The sequence below is a fragment of the Mucilaginibacter agri genome, assembly GCF_009928685.1.
GTDB classification, from domain to species: Bacteria; Bacteroidota; Bacteroidia; order Sphingobacteriales; family Sphingobacteriaceae; genus Mucilaginibacter; species Mucilaginibacter agri.
The window spans coordinates 65,905-87,705 of record NZ_WWEO01000038.1 but is presented as its reverse complement, the minus strand read 5'-3'; the positions used below and the strand labels follow the sequence as shown (position 1 = coordinate 87,705).

Here is a 21,801-nt window from a genome sequence, read left to right as displayed (position 1 = left end):
TTTTAATTAAATAATTCATCTTCTTCCGGTTCCATTTCCTGTTGCGGTGCGGCTGTTCCAGAGGTTACTGTTTTCTTATCGTCGGCAGGTTGCGGCTGCTTAGCATCATCTGCTGCTTTCTCTTCTTTCTTCTCCTGCTTCTGATCCTTTTTATATTTCTTGTTCAAATCTTTTTCGTGCTTGGTGCTACGTTTAAACAACTGGCTAAACCTGTTATAATCCATAGTTAAGGTAAAGCCTACACCTGTTTCTATTACCTGGCCTTGTAACACAATATATTCATCCCTGCGATATGCCCTCAGGGTATACCTGCCATCTTTACTCAACTTATAATTAGCAGATATATCGCCCGCAATGTTGCTGGTTTTCTCGCCGGAGTTTGCTCCCTCCAGGTTAAAGTTGTTACCCACGGTAACCGTTAGCCTATCATTCAGGAAACGTTTCGACAAGCCAATATTCAAATCTGTACGGTTTTGCGCCTGCCCCGTCGAATAATCTTCGCCCGATTCGAGGTCAAAGTTCAGGTCTACACCCGATATAAGGCTTCCTGCCAAACGGTTTAACTGATCTGAAAGCAAATCGCTTACTGTGTTGCGCACCAGGCCTTCGGCAGTAGTGCTGCCTCCCCTGCTTTCCAACGGGTTATCACCTATAAAGTGCCCAAGTACCAACACGCCTAAAACCTGTTTGTTCATCTCATTAGGATCTGACCTGATCTGATCTAATCGGGTGTTAATAATTTGAACCGTATTAGGCGTAACGGTGTAGTTACTATCGGGCAATATAATGTCGAAACTGATCGCCGGCGACATGAGCTGATTTTTGAGGTTCAGATTAACGTTAAACGGCAGCTTTTGCTTCAACATAGTAGTTTGCACATCGCCTAACTGATCCTGTATCAAGTCGATAGGCGGCACTTTGGCTATGTAAGTAGCGGTAAGGTCGATATTGGCCGATGTTGGATCACCCGTCCATACAATGGTGCTTCCCGGTTTAAAGTTAAACTTGCGAACCACCGTTGCGTATGCCAAGGTATACGAACCCGAAGCTACGGTGTATGTACCGGTAAGATTAACCTTACCACTTGGATCGATACCACCTTGAAGCGATGCTTCCCCTTTAATATGCACAACGTCGCCGTTACGCTCATCAACCACAATATTAAAGTTGGCCTGTTTGCTCACGTTTACCACCATGTTGATGTCCATGCCGGTAACTTCCGATTTTTTGAGTGAGTCCAGTTGTTTCACCAGCAATACCGAGTCAGACTTTGGTGCATCCTCGTCAAAAAACTCCACTACACCCTTCCGGTCTTCGACGCTCGGGTCGGCTGTTGGCAATACTACGGTCATGTCTGTTTTGTCGTTTACAGTCAGCATACCATCAACTATAGGTTTAACCATATCGCCACGCACCTGGATGCGGGTATCTATAAACAGCTTACCGTAAAATAGCTTATTATCAGCATGGGTAGAATTTATCACCCTGAAGTTTTTGGCATTGATATCCAGTCCGAACTTAAAGTCGGTGTAGGTTTTGGTATAAACAGCTCCCGTTATTACCGCTTTAGCCCCGGTAGAATCCACCATGGTAAAATCGTTAAAATGGATTCCATCATCAGCAAAGGATATACTCTCATTCGGCATCTGGAAATAAGAGTTCAGCATCGATACATTAAAACCAACCTGGTTAAACTTCACATCTCCTCTAATGGCCGGAGCCGTTGTAGTACCTGTTATTTTAAGCTGCCCGGTAATATCTCCCTTCGTATTACGGATACTGCCGAAGGTAAAGCCTTCGATACTCTTCATCCGTAGCTTCACAATGTTGAGATTGATATCGAACCTACTATCAGGCTTGGTATAATATACACCATCCAAATCAACCTGGTTACCCTTTCCGGTAATACTCATGGTAGCTGCATAGGCGTTCTCTGTTTGGTTGTTTACTTTAAGCGCAATATTACCAACCGTATCTCCCCTAAAATTAAAATCCGTTGCCTTAATGTCGGCCGTAAACACCGGCGACTTCTGGAAATTACTTACGGTTGCATCGCCATCCAAAGTACCACCAACCAGTAGTGAGTCCTGGCGGGCAATTTTGGTCAGTCCTTCAATTTTGAAATTGTTGAATTTAACGTTAATAGGCGCATTCAACTCCTGCGGTGTGCTGTTTACACTTAGTATCTGGTTGCTATTTGATATGGTAAAATCGCGTGCTAAAATACCTTTGGTTCCAAATTGCAAGGCATTGTTAGGGTTAACAGCCCAGGGCTGATAATCGAGCATCAGGCCATCCTGCAAAAAGCTGAACTGATAGCCTCCCTGCATTGCATTAAATACACCTGCCAGCCTAAAACGTTCTTTTTTAGCCGCATCGCGAATCTGCACTTTTAAATTCAACTTATTGTTTTGGGCATTACCGGTTATGCTGGCAAACAAAAGATCTATAGAGGTGCCCACCTTAATATCGTCAACCGTTAATGCATAGTTTAAAGCGTTGTTATCGGTATTGATATTCAGCTTGGCATTGCTGATAGTATTCGTGGCATAAACCACTTTTGGTATCGATCCATTAACCAATAACTCGCCTGTGGTGCTATTAAAACGACCGTTAATTACTATCGGGTCCATCTGTTTCAAATCGGGTACCAGTTGCGACAGCATTGGGGTTTTAACCGCGCGGATATCAAATGTAAACTGCTGCGGTGAGTATTTGGGCTTGGCCGCCCCGCTGGCCATAGTGGTGTTGTAATATTTGTCGATAGTAGCCTGCAGAGCCGTAGCAATTTCGGTTAGCTTGTATTTGCCCCCAAGATGTGCAGATAACATAGGTGTTTTTAAGCGTAGGCTGCTGCTATCGGCATTAGCAGTTGATACCAGGCTAACGGTATCTATTTTAACACGCTCGCCTTTAGTTACCAATACCATATCGGTCAGTATAGCGTTGCCGTTCAAATAGTCCGGATCGGCGGTTTTAAAATCAACTGCCAGCTTTCCGTGAAAACGCATATCATCTGCTACAAATTTCAGCTTTTGCAAATTAATGCTATCCACCATTACGGTACCGGCAACTGACGGGTATTTCTTATTCATATCAGCCTTCATATTAATATTGAAGCTGATATTTGGGTCTTTCATGGTTGCTATAGCGGTATAACGGCCATCAACAGCAGTGCCTTTTGCTACCAGGTTGCGGTACATGTAGCCTTTTACGTAGGCGCTGGTAACGTGGGTATCAAACTGAAGATTCAAGTGTTTCGGATCAGCGCCGCTACCCTTTACATTAGCTGAAAGCGTGAGGTTGCCTACCATTTGCGGCTGCTTGGTTAGAGCGCCTGCATTAAGGTTATTTACCTTTACGTTAGCCGTATAGGCAATGCGTTTCATATCATCAGCGTTTTTAACGTGCGCAATGGCATCAATAGCTCCATAGCTCGACCGCAGGCTGAGATTGGTGTTCAGGTCTTTCATATTACCCTTCAACTTGCCTTTCAGGCTCAGCTTTTCGGGAATACTCACGCTGGCCGGGATCATCTTTTTATCAACCAGGCGATAAATATCTCGCCGACTAGTGGTAATATCGGACACAGTAACGTCGAATGTAGCTTTGGTTGGGTCGGTCACACCGTTCACTACCATACCTCTAATCACAGCAGTTGCTTTGATATGGGTATCAGACAAGCCCCTTACTTCTAAATTCGGAATACGCAGGTTATTGAGCGATCCCGCCACCTTACCATCTATCCGGAAAGTTGCGTTTGGCGAACTTTTAAAAGGCTCCATCGAAGCCATAGTAGGCATCACCAGTAAAATGTCTTTTAGGCCTAAACGACTACCATCCAGATTGGCATTGATACTCAATTTACCCAGATCCTTAGTAATGGCATCGATTGAAGGATATGCCACAGCAACCTGTTTTTGCAGCACAGAGTTTGGTGTTTCTACATATAGATCGTTCAAATAGGCGTTTTTAAGCCCGTAGAAGAAAGTAGTATGAAACTTACGTAGCGCTAGTCCACTCTTATCGCTAAAAGTAAAATCATTTACCCGGCCAGATGTACTGTCGGCCGTATAGTTGAGGTTTTCGATATCAGTGTTCAGGTTACCTATATCCATGTGCGCATAGTCGAGCCCTTTTTTAAGCGGGGCCTGTGCATCGTTATCAAACTTAACATGGTTACCTGCCATAGTAATTTTGCCCACCATTACCGACCACGGCATGCTCGATGCCACCGGCGTAACCAAGGTGTCTAACTTTTTCACAGCTTTTACTGCGGCTTTTTGTACGGTTTGCGGTTTGGCAAATCTTAAAGCAGCATCGGTATTACTCAGTTCTAAAGATTTGATATCTACCTTTTGCTTAATCAGATCAAGCTTGTTAAACTCTACTAAGAACTTACCCAGATCCACGCTGGTTTTCATCTCTTTACTCTGATAATAAACCTTGATCTTGCTTACGTCAACAATCCCCAGATCGAGCGTAAGGTTGAGCGGTTTGGTGGCGGTATCAACAGCAGCAGTTTGAGCTATCGATGAGCCTGCCGGAGTTTGGATAATGCGCGCGTTAACATCCGAAAGATTAATTTTCGGGATGCTGAACTTCATTTTATCCATATCAAAGGTTTTGATACGGGTATCGAAGTGGCCCAGTAGAAATTTAACGTCGTTGCCTGTGGTCAGGTCTTTATATTTAATGTTGATCTTATCGAGGATGATCTTATCAACCGAAAACTTCATGGTCGAAGTAGTATCCTCCGGTTTGGGTTCTTTCTTTTGCTCACCAGCGAAGGCCTTAACAATATAATCGTAGTTGAAAACGCTGTCTTTATTACGGCTTATGTTGGCGGTAATACCATCGAGGTTAATCTCGTTGATTTCCAATTTATGGTTCAGCAACTTCAGCATGCTGATATCGACTTTCAATTTATCGCCTGCTATCAGCGTATCGCGTTTCTGGTCTTCAAAGTAAACATCTTCCAGCACCAGCAGTTTGGGCAAACCAAGGGTTATATGACCAATGGCCACTTTGGTATGTATCTTTCCCTGTAAATAATTTACGGCTTTGTTTTTTGCGAACTCCTGAACGGCGGGAACCTGTATTAATACAAATACAAGCAGCACCAGAAAGATGACACTCGCAATAATCCAAAGAATAGTCTTTATAGCAATTCGCCCAAATCGTTCCAAGTTAGTGTGTTTTCAGAGGTGATGTTTGATGTTAACGCTTGTATTACAAACAGGCGCTATCACTTGTTTGTGAATTGGCCGCAAACAGGACACTTTTTATTAATAATTTAAATTATTAATGCAGAAAAGAAAGTGAAGTGAATAATATACAACTTTGAGTTGTATGAACGAGCAAAATGGGCTTTGCTACTAAGCCGGTTACTATCAGGATGGTTTTATTGGTAAGGTTTTACTTGACATGATAGCCGATTTACCACTCCAAAAACGGATGAACTGCCAGGTTAGAATTTGCATATCGCCTGTCGTTAGTTACCTCCTCGCCAATCCAGGCAGGTATTGCAAATGGCTCGCTTTCATCGCGCAATTCAATTTCGGCAACAAACAGGCCTTTGTTCGGGCCTAAAAATTCGTCTACCTCCCAAACGTGGGTGCCAATAGCAATATGATAACGGATCTTTTCTGTGCCTGTGCGGGTAAATTCGTTTAGCATTTCCTGGGCATCTGCAAAAGGTATTTCGTATTCAAATTCCTTTCTGCTGAAACCTTTTGTTTTGCCTTTTAGCGTAAGATAGCCTCGTTCGCCGGCAATACGAACTCTTACAGTACAGCTATCGTCGCTTGGGATGTAACCTTGATGGTAATGGACTCCATTTGGTTTTTCCAGTTGTTGCCAGATCTCCTGGTTAACCAAAAATTTGCGTTCTATCTCTACTCCCATGTTTATAGAATTTATGTTGCCGATTTAGCAGGCACAAGGTATTTAAAAATTAGTATCCCAACAATTATCAACCCAGCTACCGAAAGCAGCGAGCTCACGCTTATCGCTTTAACAATGGCCAATGGACCTCCGTTGGTCATTGCCCCAAACACGGCAACACCAGTTGCCCCAGCGGCTTGCCGGGTTGTATTTAGCACAGCCGATGCCGTGCCCGAACGGGTTTTGGTAACACTGGCCAATATACTGGTAGTCATGGCCGGAACAGCCATACCCATTCCCAATGGGATAGTAATAAAGGGGAAAAACAAGTGCCAGTAAGGTGTATCTGCATGGGCAATTTGCAAACCGGCATACCCGGCCGTAACAATTATTAGGCCTATGACAATGGGTAAACGCGTACCATGCGTTGCCATTATTTTTCCGCTGATGAGGTTAGAAATAACAAACCCGGCGGTTAACGGTAAAAAGCCCATCCCCGCTGCCAGTGACGAATAATGCAAAACATCTTGCAGGTATAAACTCAGCACAAACACGGTACCGTAGTAAGCAAAATTGAGCATCATGCCGAGCAACACCAGTACATTAAAATTGGAATTGGAAAAAAGATCGAGCGGCAAGATGGGTGATGTAGCTTTCTTTTCGATGTAAAGAAAAAGCAGCAGCATAACGACGCTAAATATGATCCCGCCAAATATCAGCGGATTATTAAACCCAAGGTGGTGCCACTCTATAATAGCAGCAATAAGCGCTGTAATGGTTAGCATCCAGGTAAACTGACCGGGTATATCAAAACCCTTATTGGGATGTTTCTCGCTTTCGTTTAGTTTTATGCTCAGCAATAAGCCTAAAAGGCAAAGCGGGATATTCACAAAAAATATCATTCGCCAATTGCTAACATGCATTAGTAAGCCGCCCAAAATTGGGCCTGCGGCAATGGCTACGCCTCCCGCGGCGGTCCACATGGCCACAGCACGGCCGCGCTGCGCCTTATCGTGTTCGAAGTTTTGATTAAGAATGGATAACGAACTCGTGATCATGATGGCAGCACCTATGCCCTGCAACACCCTGAAGCCAATGAGGCTCGGTGCATTCCAGGCCACACCACAGCCCACAGATGCAATACCAAATATCAACATGCCTAACTGAAACAAACGCTTTGCGCCCAACAGATCAGCCATGCCACCTGCTGATAACATCAGCACTGCGAAAGCGATGGTGTAAGCATCAACAATCCACTGCAGTTCGCTTACGTCGGCCTTAAAAGAATTTGAGATTTGTGGCAGCGCTATATTTACAATCGAGACATCTAGCTGCGACACTACAAAGGCAAGACTGGTTGCTCCCACCACAAAACCAAACGACAAAGCGGGCTTAACCGCAACGTTTTCCACATGTTCATTCATGCGGGCAAAAGTATTGTTTATTATAGCGGCGCATGTAACCAATTCGCAATATTGACCTTGTAATGAGATTAAAAAAATGTTAAGAAAACGGATCATTTAATCGGGCCAAAAACTAACAATTTTGGTAAATTTGTACTCTTCTTTTTTTGAACGACAGGATTAGTTATGCCAGATTTTTCGCACTTACACGTACACACCCAGTTTTCATTGCTCGACGGCGCTGCCGACATTAGCAAGCTTTACAAAAAGGCTGCTGCGGATGGCATGAAGGCTTTGGCTATTACCGACCACGGTAACATGTTCGGCGTGTTTAAGTTTGTGGCCGAAGCTGGTAAGCATAACGTAAAACCCATTGTTGGCTGCGAATTTTACGTGGTAGAAGACCGCCACAAAAAGCAGTTTACCAAAGAGAAGAAAGATGTACGCCACCACCAGTTATTGATTGCCAAAAACGCCGAAGGCTACCGCAACCTTATCAAACTGTGCTCGTACGGTTATATGGAAGGGCTTTACAGCAAATGGCCGCGTATTGATAAAGAGCTGATATTAAAACACCATAAAGGATTAATTGCTACCAGCTGCTGTATTGGTGCATCTGTTCCGCAGGCTATCTTAAAGAAAACTGAAGAAGAGGCCGAAGCCGAGTTTAAATGGTGGCTTGACCTGTTTGGCGAAGACTACTACATTGAGCTGCAAAGGCACGAGATTAACGAGCAAACCATTATTAACGAAACGCTGCTTAAGTACGCGAAAAAACATAACGTAAAAGTAATTTGCTCTAACGATTCGCATTATGTGGATCAGCAGGATGCCAACGCGCACGATATTTTGCTGTGCGTAAACACCGGCGATATGCAGAGCACCCCAATCGCAACCGACGAAGAAGGTGGCAAGGGCTATCGTTTCGGCTTCCCTAACGACCAGTTTTATTTTAAGACGCAGGCCGAAATGGGTAAACTGTTTCATGACATCCCCGAATCATTAGACAACACCAATGAGATTGTTGACAAGGTAGATGTGCTGAAACTGAAGCGCGATATTATGCTTCCTAACTTCCCCATCCCGCCGGAATTTGCTATCCATACCGGCCCGGAAGCGGATGTAATGAACCAGTGGGAGTTTCTGAAAGACATGACCTTTCGTGGCGCAAAAGAGCGTTACATAGATATTACACCCGAAGTAGAAGAGCGGATCAACTTCGAGTTATTCACCATCCGCACCATGGGTTTTGCGGGTTACTTCCTCATCGTGGCCGACTTTATTAAAGCCGGACGCGATATTGGCGTTTTTATTGGCCCGGGTCGTGGTTCGGCTGCCGGATCGGTAGTGGCCTATTGTACCGGGATCACCAACATCGACCCGATGAAGTACAACTTGCTATTTGAGCGTTTCCTTAACCCCGACAGAAAGTCGATGCCCGATATTGATACGGATTTTGACGACGAAGGCCGCCAAAAGGTTATTGACTACGTGGTTAATAAATATGGCCGCAACCAGGTTGCACAGATCATTACCTATGGTTCGATGGCTGCCCGTACCAGTATTCAGGATGTGGGCAGGGTGTTGGATATGCCCCTATCCGAGGTAAACTTAATGAAGAAGCTGGTACCCGATACTTTGGGTATTAACTTAAAGACCGCCATTGAACAAGTACCCGAACTACAGGATATATACAAAAGCCCCGATCTGCGCGGTATCGTATTGCGCGAGGCCGAAAAGCTGGAAGGTTCGGTACGTAATACAGGTGTACACGCCGCTGGTATCATTATTGCGCCCGAGGATTTAACAAATATTGTACCGGTTGCCACAGCCAAAGACTCCGACCTGTTGGTTACCCAGTATGATGGCCGTGTAATTGAGGATGCCGGGGTAATTAAGATGGACTTTTTGGGTCTGAAAACGCTGACCATTATTAAGGGCGCGTTGCGGATGATCAAACTAAATCACGGTGTTGATATAGACATTGATTACATTCCGTTAGACGATCAGACAACCTTTGAACTTTACCAGCGTGGCGATACCAACGGTACTTTCCAGTTTGAAAGTGATGGTATGCAAATGTACCTGCGCGACCTAAAGCCCGATAAGTTTGAGGATTTAATTGCCATGAACGCCTTATATCGCCCGGGGCCGATTGAATACATCCCTAACTTTATCAAGCGTAAACACGGCCAGGAACCCATCACATTCGATTTACCTGACATGGAAGAATACTTGGGCGAAACCTATGGTATTACCGTGTACCAGGAGCAGGTGATGCTTTTGTCGCAAAAACTGGCAGGCTTTAGTAAAGGTGATGCCGACGTTTTGCGTAAGGCGATGGGTAAAAAGCAAATTGAGATTCTGAATAAAATGGAATCTCAGTTTACTGAAGGGGCTATCAAAAACGGCCATCCCAAAGATAAGCTAACCAAAATCTGGACCGACTGGAAAGCATTTGCGCAATACGCATTCAACAAATCGCACTCTACCTGTTATGCCTTTGTGGCTTATCAAACAGCCTATTTAAAAGCGCATTACCCTTCGGAGTATATGTCGGCGGTACTAAACAACCAGAACAACATTGAGAAGATCACCTTCTTTATGGATGAGTGTCGCCGCATGGGTATCATGGTTTTAGGACCGGATATTAACGAGAGCGACATGGCCTTTACACCGAATAAAAAAGGCGAAATCCGTTTCGGTTTCTCAGGTATTAAAGGGGTGGGCGAAAAAGCTATTGAAAGTATTATCGACGAGCGCAACGCCAACGGACCATACGAATCTATATATGATTTTGCCAAACGCTCTAACGGCCGTAACGTAAACAAAAAATCGTACGAAAACCTGGTCTACAGTGGTGCCTTCGACGGTTTCAATTTAAAGCGCGCTCAATTCTTTGCCAAAACAGAAAACGGCTTGTTAACCGGTATCGAGCGCATGATCAAATTCTCGAACGATTACCAGAATACGCAGAACAGCTCGCAATCATCGTTATTTGGTGGATCTATAGCCTCGTATATTCCAGAGCCTCCGATGCCCGAGTGTGAAGAGTGGTCGCTGATTGAGAAACTGAAATACGAAAAGGATGTAATCGGGATTTATTTGACCGGGCACCCTTTAGATAATTACAAACTAGAGTTGCAAAGATTTTGCAATAGTAATGTGAGCGACCTTAAATTGATGGTTAAAGCCCGCAGCGGTGAGGGTGGCGATGATATTGCCCAAGCCTTTGCTGACCTGCGCAAAAAAGGCGAGCTAAGCATTGGCGGCCTGATGGGCAGCGTGCAACATCGGATGACCAAAACCGGTAAGCCGTTCGGAACTTTTGTGCTGGAAGATTATAACGAATCGTACGAATTTGCGCTCTTTGGCGATGACTATATTAAATTCCGCAACCTGATGTCGGAAGGCTACTTTGTGCATATTAAGGGTAATATCGAAGAAAAGTTTCGCCAAAAAGATAACTGGGATTTGCGCATAAGCGCTATCTCCCTGCTATCGGAAATGCGGGATAAGTTCACCAAATCATTAACCGTGCACCTGGAACTGCATAACATTAACAGCGAGTTACTGCAAAGCCTACAACAAGCGGTAGATACCAATATTGAGAAATACCCATCTAAAAATTGCACGCTTAAATTTATAGTGCGCGATGACGAGGGCTACAATATTCAGATGCCATCTAAAACAATAAAGGTAAACCCAAGCGATGATCTGATTGAAGAGATCATGAACTTAACCAACGTGGCACCAGTACTGGCTTAAAGATTATAGATATATGCAAACATTAGCCCTACGCCAAAAAAGGACTGGGCTGTTAGCGTAGTGTTCCCTGTTAAATAATTATTCTCGTTTGGATTACTGAAGTTGATGGGCTGCGGGTAGTTGTTGGTATGCCCATAAGTAAGCAACAACCCTGTACGCAGATTAAACTTCCTTTTTTTAATATTAGCTCCAATTTGACCGTGATAATTGTTGAAGTAAGAGGTGCGGGGTAAATAACCGTCGGCATCAATATCCTCCTGCTTTTGTGCGTAAGTAAAGTCTGTACGGGCAGATACATAGCCCGTTAATGTAGCGTTAACATTATAACTTACCCCTACCCCAAAATTGGTAATGGATTTTCGTCCGTCTATGGATTTTAGGAAAGACGAGGTAAATGGATCATCCGCCGGGCCGTCATCACGGATGAAGGGTTTATTTTTAGGCGTTATAATATTGTACTCGGCCAGGCTATTAAAGTACTCTGCACTTAAGTATACCTGCCCCCATCCAGTATCATAGGCATAACCTGCGGCGATACTTACCGGCATTTTATACGTTGCTTTTAACTTGCTTTGTTTAGTGGAAGCCAGCAGGTTAGCGGTGTCGCTATTGGCAAATATGAGATTGGATATAAATGTGTTGGACAATAAATCGGCCTTGCCGTACAATCGCGCCAATGGCGACGAAATGTTCAGCCCGAAATGATGACGTTCCATATTATAAGCAACACCCGCTTTAAAGCGCAGGCCCAGATAATTATAGGAAGTTTGATAAAGCGATTCTACGTCTGAAAGGGGTGGTATACCTAAAGTAGTTGGCGTATTAATCTCTACTCTTGTGCTCTGATTGCTCTGATAGAACTGCCTTCGGAATAAAAGCTCTGTAGAGAAACCTACTGCCAGATTTTTTGATAATTTAAAGCCGGTGCTTAAAGAGCCGGAGGTTTCGTTAATAGTGTTCTGATTATCAAACTGGCCTATAAAAACCTCGTTACCGGGGCTGTAAGCATCGTTAAGCACATTAAACTTATCATCGCGCTGTTGGGAGGCTTGGTAACCGAGCACCGGGTTATGGATAATGGCGTAAGCTATGGTAAACTTCTTTTTCCCTTTAAAAGCGAAAATACCCGACGCCGCAACCGGTATAATGGCCGCCCCACTCGAATTAAGGTTATAACCCGGCCCCGCCCCGTTTTTTATTTTGATTGAATTAAGCTGATAAATAGACCCACTTATACTTGCTGTGCTTTTAGTATTGTAACCCAATAAAGCTGGGTTATAATAAAGCACTCCGCTATCTCTTGTAAATGCAACAGCCGCCCCGGGTGTTAGAAACCCTGCAGGCCCGTATTCCGACGACCAGTAATTGGTATCCTGAGCCTTGGTTTCATTCAAAACGAAACCCAGAAACACGGACAGGAAAATTATTCGCGCAAAATAAAGTTTGGCCATCTTTTCTTGATTTTAAGTTTTAAATTACCGCTACATCTTGATAATCATAAATTTATGATAAAAGGAATCGCTTTATTACTGTTACCTAGCGCTTTTTTATATACAACTACTTTTGCTCAACAGCAGTTAAGCTTTTCTTTGCCTGATAGTATAAATACCGCAGCCATTACCGACAAGCCTGTTGGCAGTATTGTGTTTAAAGGGAATAATTTTATATGCTGGAATGATAAAGCCGATGGCAGCATTCACATCGCAAACCTAGGTGAACCAGCCACTAAATCCGGCATTACCGACGAAAGCATAACAAGTAGTCAAAGCAGTTCCGCTCCGGCTCTAATCTCGAGCCGGGAACATATTTATGTGCTTTGGATAGATCACTCCGGGAAGATCAATTATACCTTCAACACCAATGAAGCAGATTTTAAAGACAGCGCCACTCACCAGTTTCAAAACTGCGACCTGCCGTCGGTGGCGGTTAATATCTTCGGGCTGAAGATTGATGACACCAAGTCGTTAGTATTGCTGCAAACCAAAACCGAAACCTGGTACGCTACGGTTACTTTCGCACCAGACGGACTCATCAATTGTTCGTCCTTAAAAAAGGCGCCTTATCACATTCCCTATGGCAGCATGAGTGCGGCAAATATTAAAGATAATAACGTAAGAGTTATCTGGTCGGGCGGTAAAGGCGCTGTGGCTTATGCTGATCTCAGTTTAGGTAAAGACAACTGGACAGACGTTAAAAAGTTAACACAAATACCAGCAGGGTCTGCGGTTGCAGTGCATCAATTCCAAAACTCCGACAACCTATTTTACCTTTGGAAAGGTGTTAAAAAAGACAACAAACTTTACTACCTCACAGACGATAATGGTACGGGTTCAAAAAAAGCAACCTTTGTACCGGAGTACATTAGCACCTTAAATTTGGTAAGTGTTACCGACGTGGGCGAAAATCATCTGCTAAGCTATGTGGGCATTAATAATAAGATATATCAATCGCGAATTACTACTTACAACCCTGCCACTTGGATGGAGGATACCTTTTTCCACGGCAAAGAGGATTACCATTTAACAGACATTATTATACCTGGGGCACACGATGCAGGCATGTCTGTTTTAACTGCGGCAGGCGGTCAGCAGAGCGAGACTATTAATGAATGTAATACCCTTACGCAAATCCAGGATGTTAAAGGGCAACTTAACGCCGGCATCCGGATGCTCGACTTGAGGATAGGCTCTTACAATAAAAAGCTCTATACTAAACACTGTTCATCAGACTGCATGGCCGATGCCATAGGCGGTGGTTACGGCGAGCGGTTGGGCAGCATTATTACCGCGATAAAAGATTTTCTGGATGCCAACAAAAAAGAAACGGTAATTATATCCTTCAGTCATTTTTGCGAAAAGGAGGCACCTGCCGCCGAGGTGGCCCAGTTTATTGTGGATAGCTTGGGTAAAGACAAGATGTTCTTCAGTAGCGGAAGAAAACTGAATGAGGTTACCCTCAAAGATGTAGCAGGGAAAGCTATCATAACTTTTGAAGAGTATGCTTCTGCCGACAACCGGATCGACTCGTGTACGATAGCAGCAGAATCGAAGGCCTTCATCAATTTCAGGAGAGAGTACGCCGCTACGAATGTACTGGCTAACCTGGTGACCAAGGAGAGAGCCTTTTTTACTACTATTGGCAACAACAAAGTAAAGTATAACGACCTTGTACGGCTGGACTGGCAACTAACCCAAACGGCGGATGAAGCAGCTATGGTATGCAACGATTTTCAGAGTGAAGAATTAAATCCAATTGTAGATGGTGCTATATTTTTAACCAACGTATTCAGAAAACACCACAGCATTCGCGACCTGTCTTTAACCGGTAAAAAGCCCATATTTTTATTAATGAACAAATGGCTTGCCGATGGAACCCTCAACAAAAATAACAAACCCAATATTTTGTACGTAGATGTGGCCGACAGCTGGGCTACAGGCTATTGCATACAGCTAAATAAGCAAGCCATTTATAACAAATAGCCTATTGCTTTGTATATTGAAATGCCACCACGGGTTTTAATAATTCATTGCTAAAATGACAAAGACGCAAATTTTCACCGTACTCTTTCTCCTTGCATACAGCTATTACGAGTTGCATTTGGTGCGCAACTGGGGCAAAACAACGCCAGGGCATATTGTGCGTGTAGATCTATGTGTGATTATTCCGATCATCGTTATATTGGTTACCATCTCCCTGGTTCAATTGGTGAGACGACGAGAATCGGAGTCAGATCCGGAATAAATGGCTAAAATCGTTGTGGCGTAATAACCCGAACGCCATGTTCGCCCGCTACTACGGCTTTAGTGGCCATCTGGTAAAACAGCGAATGATCTACAATACCGGGCATCATTTTAAAGTAGGTGTTCAGTTCGGCAATATCGGGCAGTTCATCAAACTTAACGTTAGCCAATAGGTTGCCATTGTCTGAGATTACAGCGCCGTCCTTTTCTTTGCCGCTCCGCAAGTTTACGGTAGCCAGCGGAAAATCGTCCTCTATTTTAACCGTTACAATATTCAAAGCTTCGGGAAGTATCTCAATAACCACCGGATAGGTATGGTCAAGATCGGGTACAAACTTGCTTTCGTCTCCTATAAGTATAAACTCTTTGGCTGTAGATGCCAAAATCTTTTCGCTGGTATGGATACCGCCGCCGCTTTTCAGGGCATTCAGTTCGGCATCAAACTGGTCGCAGCCGTCAAAATAAATATCAATAGCGTACAGCTGTGAAGCCATTTTAACCTTCAACCCTTTTTGTTCCAGGTTTAACCTTGTTTGAAAGGAAGAGGATACGAACGTAATGGAGTTCGCCAGTTCTACATCCCCGGCAATAAAATCTACCAGATAGGCAATGGTTGCGCCCGCCCCCAAACCAATTACCTGCAAGGGTTTTAAAAACTGCAGGCAGGCTTTCGCTGCGTCTTGTTTATAATTTGCCATAAGCAGTAAGGTTAAAAATTAAACGGCAAAGTAGTTGATCAGCAAAGCACCGGTAATTATAAGCAGCCCAAAGAATTCGCGCGTTTTTTCGATATAGGGCTTTTCGGCCTGCATGGTTTCTACAATGCTCGGCTTGTTGTATTTCACTATCCAGTCGCGCACACCATCTTTAGCAAAAAACAGTATCGCGGCATAAATAAGATAAAATGCACAAAGGCCAAGATAAACCATAGGATAATAAAGTTTAAACACCACCAGCCCGCAGCATGCAGCAGCAGCAACGTAGATGCTAACCCAAAGCCATGCATCAATATCATTTAAATTTACATACGCGAAGGCTAAAAACGCCAGGCAGAAGATAACATTGAGTATGATAAGTACCATAAAAAAGGGCAGCTTTTGCTACCCAATAAATATAGTTAAAATATATTTTCGCCAATGCACTAAAATGCCTCACCAATGTTAAATATAACGGTGCTGTAGCCTTTGCTGCCAGCAAAGTCCATACCGATGTTGGTGTTAGACCCTTTGTTAAACTTAACCCTTAAACCAGTACCCGCAGCCGGATGCCATGAAGTAAATATATTACCAGACACATCCTGCCCCGAATTACTTACTGTTGTGGCGCTTGCAAACACTACAAAGCCCAGCAAGCCATTACGGGTAATATCGCGGCGATACTCACCCTGGAAATAAAACAACGATTTACCACGATAACGATTTTGCTCTATACCCTCGCCCGAACGATTGTAGGGGTCCCAGCCGATACTTGGCAAACTAAGATATGGGGCATTACTATCCAACACCGACCAAAAATATGTCCAGAAAGCCAGTGTGTTTTGCTGGGTTGGGTTGGCCGGGTTCATGGCCAGGTATTTTCTGAAATCAAGAAAGAGTGAATGCCAGTTTTGGTTACTGCCTAAGAAAGTAGGATTAACACGCAAAACAATATTAGCATAGGCACCAGGCAGCGGGTTTAAAGAGTTGTTACGCGTATCGTACAATAAATTAAATGTTAAGCCCGAAGAAAATGAATGGCTACCTGTGCCGAAGGGATAATTAACAAAATCTTTAGCGGCAACGGTAGGCTCGTCAGACTTTATACCGAAGTAGTAATCCAAATTATATCCCAAACCGGCAAATAAGTACGGTTTAATACGTTTAAGCGCACTTTGGTAAAAGCGGATGTATTTATAATCCAGTAATATTTTCCGGTCTTCGTTAGTTTGGTTACCTAAGCCCCAGGTGTATTGCGGATAAACCAAAAACCGCATATCGCCCTGTATCAGCCAGGTATTGTTGGGCAACCAAACGTTAGAGCGCAAAGGCAAACCATAACGGCTACCAAAGTTCCAATAAGGCGCAAAGTTGATACTGGACAAATTTGTGGTTTTACGAGGACCTAAATACCAACCAGCTGTTGTACTGGTAACCAGGGCCCTGCCCCCACCACCCGGCACAGACGAACTGGTAGGCAGAAAAGAGAAATACACTCTTTTGCCTTTCTCCTGCTTCACCTTGGTACCGTGAAAGTGAAATACATCTTTGGCTATATCAATTAAGTCTACCTGGTTGGCCGTATCCTTTTTTATGGTAGAATCTTTTTGAGGCAACATATTAGATGCGTCTTGAGCAAATAACGCCCCCGGTAGCAAGCACACTGCAATAAATAGTATTCGTTTCAGCATTATCAGTAAATGGATTTTAAATAACAGATGAGTCTGCAGGCTTTATAACCGGCCTAATAAATTATAACTCATTTGACATAAGTACCTTAAAATCGATTTTTTGTTTTTGATGTTAAGCTAATTTTAAATAATCATAATATATAATAATCGGTCGTTCAACCATTCTGAGATATAATCACTCATATATTCTTCTTTAGTAGCTCCTTAGTGATACTTCAATAAAAATTCAGAATTGCTCTGTTAATTCATTTGTCTGTGGCGTGTTAAATTGATTATTGCCGTGTAAAAGCAATGTAATATCAGCTTGGCATCGTTGATAATTGATTTTATTTTCAATCGCTTTGCAGTGTTTTTTCATGCCCCCCTTTATGAAATTTATTACAGAAGCTAACGCGCGCATTTATACATATTATCTCATACTTGTAACCTTTATAGCTCGGCTGTTCATTGCAGGATATACAGGTTTAGGTATCGGCGAATCGTATTACTTCAGAGGGGCACTTAACCTCAATCTAAGCTATTTTGACCAGCCCCCATTATTCTTCTGGCTGGGTGGACTAAGCACACGCATTTTAGGTTTAAATGCATTGGGCCTGAGATTACCGTCAGTTATACTTTTTGCTGGCACCAGCTGGCTAATGTTTTTGATAACCCGCCTGCTGTTTAATTCCCGTTCGGGCTTTTATGCTATATTGCTGCTTAACCTAAGCGCGGTATTTACAATGCCCATCGCCTGCTGGTTTCAGCCCGATGCTCCATTGATGTTCTTCTGGCTATTAAGCACGTATTTTATTGTAAAACTATTATTTACCTATCGCAGCGAAGTTGCAGTCAATCGGCATAGCGGTAAAATATATTTGCTGTGGCTACTGATAGGTATCAGCATGGGGTTAGATATTTTAAGCAAGTACCATGTGCTGTTTTTATTTGCAGGCACATTTATATTTATTGTAAGCAACAAAACTCAAAGGCATTGGTTGCGTCATCCTGGCCCTTATCTGGCGTTTCTATTGTCATTATTAATTGCCTTTCCAGTGTTTTTGTGGAACTATCATCACCATTGGGTGTCATTTGTCTTCCAGGGTTCGCGGGCAGGCACTGGCGGTGGCTTCAAATTACATTTCGATTGGTTTTTCCGCAGTATTGCGGGACAGGCGGTTTGGTTGTTGCCCTGGATCTGGCTGCCGCTTATCATTCAATTAATAAGAAGTTATAAATTGAGACGATCCATACAGGCATATGGCTTCATTTTCTGGACTGCCGTACTTCCCTTGGTTTTCTTCACCTTAGTAACGCTTTGGAGCGATCTGCAATATCATTTTCACTGGCAGGCACCGGGTTATATGATGTTGTTTATTCCTTTGGGAGTCACGGTAAGTCAGAGCCTCGATAACCAGAGTCTTAAAAACCATCGGCTTACCAAAAGGTGGCTGTCATTTTCGGTTTATTTTACGGTAATTACGGTAGCGGTTGCTAATCTCCACATGGTTACTGGCTTTTGGCAATCATACGGCCCAAAATGGGTGGTAAGCTTAGGCGGCGGTAAGTGGGACCCAACCATTCAAGGCGTGGACTATAATGACTTGCGCGATAGGTATCAACGCGAGGGCTGGTTAAACAACAAGCATATTTTTACCGGCAGCACCCGTTGGTGGCTTACCGGTAAGATAGACTGGGCATTACGGGGGCAAAAGCCCATCGTTGTATTTGATGAAGACCCGAGAAACCTTGCTTTTTTAATTGAACCAAAAACTTTAATCGGCGACGACGCTGTGATCATTGGGCAAGATCATCAAGCCAGTATCGACATTAATGTTAAGCCATTTTTTGACACTGTAACCCAACTCCGCGACATCATTATTAAACGCAACGGAGTCGACGAAATGCATCTACAGGTTTATTACTGCAAAGATTTCCATATCAGCAAAACACCTCACGAAGAGTTTCCGGTTTATCGTCAGCTAGTCGGCAGGCAGCCTTTCGGCAAATAGCTTAATAAAAAATGCCCCCGATAATTCGGGGGCATTTTTTATTAAAGTGTGCTATTAGCGTTTTGCACCGGTTCGGAAGTATTACTACCCCTGCCGGCGCTGTTAAATGCCTTAAATTTCACGTTGGTCTCCTTTCTCGAAAGGTCTCCTTTGTAGATCTTGCTTTTCGCGTCAGGCTCTGTGCCATCGGTAGTGTACCTGATCATTAGACCCGGAAACTGCTCGTTAACTACATACCTACCATCTTGTACACTCACGCCCGGTTTAGGGATACGGTAGTTATAACCGGTGTGGTAATAGTCTAATCTCGGCAGCTCGCGTTTGCCTATGATGTTTAAGAAATTTACCCAGGCAGTTTGATAAAGTTGCTTGCTTTGGGTGGTATCTTTCTCGGTAGCCCATTCCGGGTTTTTAGCCCAGGCACGTTCTGCGATACCCAATATAGAAGGGAAGATCATATACTCCATACGCTGGCCGTCGTGAATATTTTCGCCCCATAAAGCACCTTGGATACCCATAATATTAGTTTTTCCATAATCCGTAAGACGTTGCTTGCCAATAAAGATCGACTTGTTGATCGGGATACCGTTTTTATCAACAGTTGTATTTTTAAAGTAGTCGTAAGGGATAAATGAGAAAGGCTTGTCGATATCTACAAACGCGCCCCAATAGTAACCAGGCTCATCAAATGATTTGTAGTGCGCCATATCCAGGTACAAATGCGTAACCGACGTTAACACTACGTGATAACCACCATTTGCCAATTTATAGGCCAAATCTTCCTGTCCGCCGCCAATGGTGTTATTCCATACTTCGGTTTGAAAATGCTCCGGCTCGAAATCAGGATTAGGTACGTAGGCCGTAGCACCGTCTATGGTAGTTTTGCGGAGACCAATCTCCTCCCAGCCAGATAGGTACAAACCTTTAGCTTTAAGCGCCTGGTTTACTTTTCCGTAAAAATAATACCACAAGTCACCGGTTTCCTTAATCTCCGGATGAGTTGCCTTAAGCGCTAAATACGCTGGTGATTTCTCCCATACATGTGGCGGAACCTCATCGCCACCGAAGTTGATGGTGGCAAGCGGCGCACCTGCTTCTTTGTACAGGCCGATAATGTCGTTAATCACTGTCTCAACAAAGTTATAAGTCGATGGTAGTGATACATCAATCACGTTATCGTGCCAGTACTGCACCGATGCATATTGCGATTGATCGTTCAGATCGCGCAGCAGATATTTTTCGGCCTCTGCCTTGTTGCCTTCAGCCATCAAACGGGTATAACGTGCATCCATAGCTTTAATGGCCGAACGAGCGTGGCCGGGCGCTTCTATCTCCGGCACAACGGCAATATGGCGTGCTGCAGCATATTTTAATATTTCTATATAGTCTGCACGGCTGTAAAAACCGCTGCCCGCCAACTTACCTGTTTCTGCACCAGAGCCATGCGATGGCGGCAAATGTTGCTTGCTGTCCAGTGTATGGCCACGTTGCGAACCAACCTCGGTTAATTCTGGTAACGATGGCAAAGCCAAACGCCAGCCTTCATCATCTGTTAAATGAAAATGGAAGGTATTGAGCTTATAAAGCGCCATAGCGTCCAGCAGTTTTAACACCTGTGCCTTGGTTTGAAAATTACGCCCTACGTCCAGCAAAAATGCACGGTAAGGGAAACGCGGACCATCTTTTACTTCTACACAGGGCAGTTGAATAGGCTTATGCTGCGCTGCCCAAACAGTAGGCGACATCAATGTTTTTAATGACTGGATACCGTAGAAAACCCCAGCTGGCTTCGACGCACTAATGGTGATACTTTGCGGATCGATAACCAGTTCATAAGCTTCGTTATCCATACCGGCAACCATTTTCAGGTTGATAATCTTTTTTATTTTAACAGAAGATAACTTTACACCAAGAGACTGTAGCTCAGTTATTAAATAGCCGGCTTCGTTCTTAAATTCAGAGCTTGCCGAAATGGAAGTTTTATCATCTATAGTAAAAAAGCCACCATTCTCCTGATATGCAATTGGAGTTGGGAAAACTTTTGTTAACTGCGATTCGGGTACATCTTGAATGCTTTTATTCTGCTGATAAATCACCTCGGGCGTATACAGGCCTACATAGTTTGGCTTAAACGGTTTAATGGTAAACTTACCTGTTGGCAAACCTTTTTCGGGATGCGCATCCCAAACCAGGTAAAAACCTTCAGGCGTGTCTGATATATTTACCACCGGTTCATCGCCTATAATTTCTACACGGGTGCTGTCGCCTGCTTTAATACCTTTAAAACCTTCGGTAGGTGTTAGGGTAAACAAGTCGCCATTTACCAATTCAATTTTGGCGTTGCCGGCTACAGTTTGTGGTTCTATAGTGCGTGCCGAGTTAAAATATAACTTCCACCCCGAAGCAGGTAAGGCTGTGTGGCCATTGTTAGTAATTACAATGGCTTGTAACGAACGATTAGGCTTATTCTGATAATCGTTCTGTACTGCTTGCCAGCTGATCGATAGGTCGCGGGCGTTAAAATCGGTTTGTGCTTCGGCTACGCAAAAAACAAGAGCAAGCACTGCTGTAAAAAGGTATCGCATGAATTGGCTTATTGGTAAAACTGAACTAATGTACAAATTTTA

12 protein-coding genes are annotated in these 21,801 nt (G+C 43.7%); 4 read left to right on the top strand and 8 right to left on the bottom strand.

Going from position 1 to position 21,801, the window contains the following annotated elements:
* Window positions 1-2: 2 nt before the first annotated feature.
* The 3 genes from GSY63_RS03670 to GSY63_RS03660 all read right to left on the bottom strand — a co-directional run bounded on the left by GSY63_RS03670 (window position 3) and on the right by GSY63_RS03660 (window position 7,310).
* Window positions 3-5,189: a translocation/assembly module TamB domain-containing protein gene (locus GSY63_RS03670; RefSeq protein WP_166584471.1), complete on the bottom strand. Its 5,187-nt coding sequence runs from the start codon at window positions 5,187-5,189 to the stop codon at window positions 3-5.
* A gap of 250 nt (window positions 5,190-5,439) precedes the next feature.
* Window positions 5,440-5,907 (bottom strand): CYTH domain-containing protein, encoded by a 468-nt coding sequence (locus GSY63_RS03665; RefSeq protein ID WP_166584470.1) that lies wholly within the window; start codon window positions 5,905-5,907, stop codon window positions 5,440-5,442.
* An 11-nt stretch (window positions 5,908-5,918) separates the two neighbouring features.
* Window positions 5,919-7,310 carry an MFS transporter gene (locus GSY63_RS03660; RefSeq protein ID WP_166584469.1) on the bottom strand — a complete coding sequence of 464 codons (1,392 nt, stop codon included), beginning with the start codon at window positions 7,308-7,310 and terminating at the stop codon, window positions 5,919-5,921.
* Between the two features lie 165 nt (window positions 7,311-7,475).
* Here GSY63_RS03660 and dnaE point away from each other — a divergent pair, with 165 nt between their 5' ends.
* Window positions 7,476-11,057 (top strand): DNA polymerase III subunit alpha, encoded by a 3,582-nt coding sequence (gene dnaE, locus GSY63_RS03655; protein ID WP_166584468.1) that lies wholly within the window; start codon window positions 7,476-7,478, stop codon window positions 11,055-11,057.
* On the opposite strand, the gene GSY63_RS03650 is transcribed toward dnaE, so the two are convergent.
* Complete coding sequence (locus GSY63_RS03650) at window positions 11,054-12,508, bottom strand: hypothetical protein (RefSeq protein ID WP_166584467.1); 1,455 nt, start codon at window positions 12,506-12,508, stop codon at window positions 11,054-11,056. The genes dnaE and GSY63_RS03650 overlap by 4 nt on opposite strands.
* A gap of 54 nt (window positions 12,509-12,562) precedes the next feature.
* Between GSY63_RS03650 and GSY63_RS03645 the strand changes: the two genes are divergently transcribed.
* Window positions 12,563-14,536: a phosphatidylinositol-specific phospholipase C domain-containing protein gene (locus GSY63_RS03645; protein WP_166584466.1), complete on the top strand. Its 1,974-nt coding sequence runs from the start codon at window positions 12,563-12,565 to the stop codon at window positions 14,534-14,536.
* A gap of 55 nt (window positions 14,537-14,591) precedes the next feature.
* A complete protein-coding gene (locus GSY63_RS03640; protein WP_166584465.1) occupies window positions 14,592-14,798 on the top strand; it encodes a hypothetical protein in 207 nt (68 codons plus the stop codon).
* Window positions 14,799-14,802: 4 nt separating this feature from the next.
* On the opposite strand, the gene rpiA is transcribed toward GSY63_RS03640, so the two are convergent.
* The 3 genes from rpiA to GSY63_RS03625 are packed head-to-tail and all read right to left on the bottom strand — an operon-like array spanning window position 14,803 to window position 17,183.
* Window positions 14,803-15,495 (bottom strand): ribose 5-phosphate isomerase A, encoded by a 693-nt coding sequence (gene rpiA, locus GSY63_RS03635; RefSeq protein WP_166584464.1) that lies wholly within the window; start codon window positions 15,493-15,495, stop codon window positions 14,803-14,805.
* Window positions 15,496-15,513: 18 nt separating this feature from the next.
* On the bottom strand, window positions 15,514-15,879 hold the full coding sequence (locus tag GSY63_RS03630) for a transmembrane 220 family protein (protein WP_166584463.1): 366 nt from the start codon (window positions 15,877-15,879) through the stop codon (window positions 15,514-15,516).
* 59 nt (window positions 15,880-15,938) lie between these two features.
* Window positions 15,939-17,183, bottom strand: coding sequence for a BamA/TamA family outer membrane protein (locus GSY63_RS03625; RefSeq protein WP_166584462.1), 1,245 nt, complete (start codon window positions 17,181-17,183; stop codon window positions 15,939-15,941).
* 368 nt (window positions 17,184-17,551) lie between these two features.
* On the opposite strand from GSY63_RS03625, the gene GSY63_RS03620 reads away from it, so the two are divergent.
* Window positions 17,552-19,174: an ArnT family glycosyltransferase gene (locus GSY63_RS03620; protein ID WP_166584461.1), complete on the top strand. Its 1,623-nt coding sequence runs from the start codon at window positions 17,552-17,554 to the stop codon at window positions 19,172-19,174.
* Between the two features lie 41 nt (window positions 19,175-19,215).
* Here the strand turns inward: GSY63_RS03620 and GSY63_RS03615 are convergent, their stop codons facing one another.
* Entirely contained in the window at window positions 19,216-21,759 is a 2,544-nt protein-coding gene (locus GSY63_RS03615) for a family 20 glycosylhydrolase (RefSeq protein ID WP_166584460.1), read from the bottom strand.
* Between the last annotated feature and the right edge of the window lie 42 nt (window positions 21,760-21,801).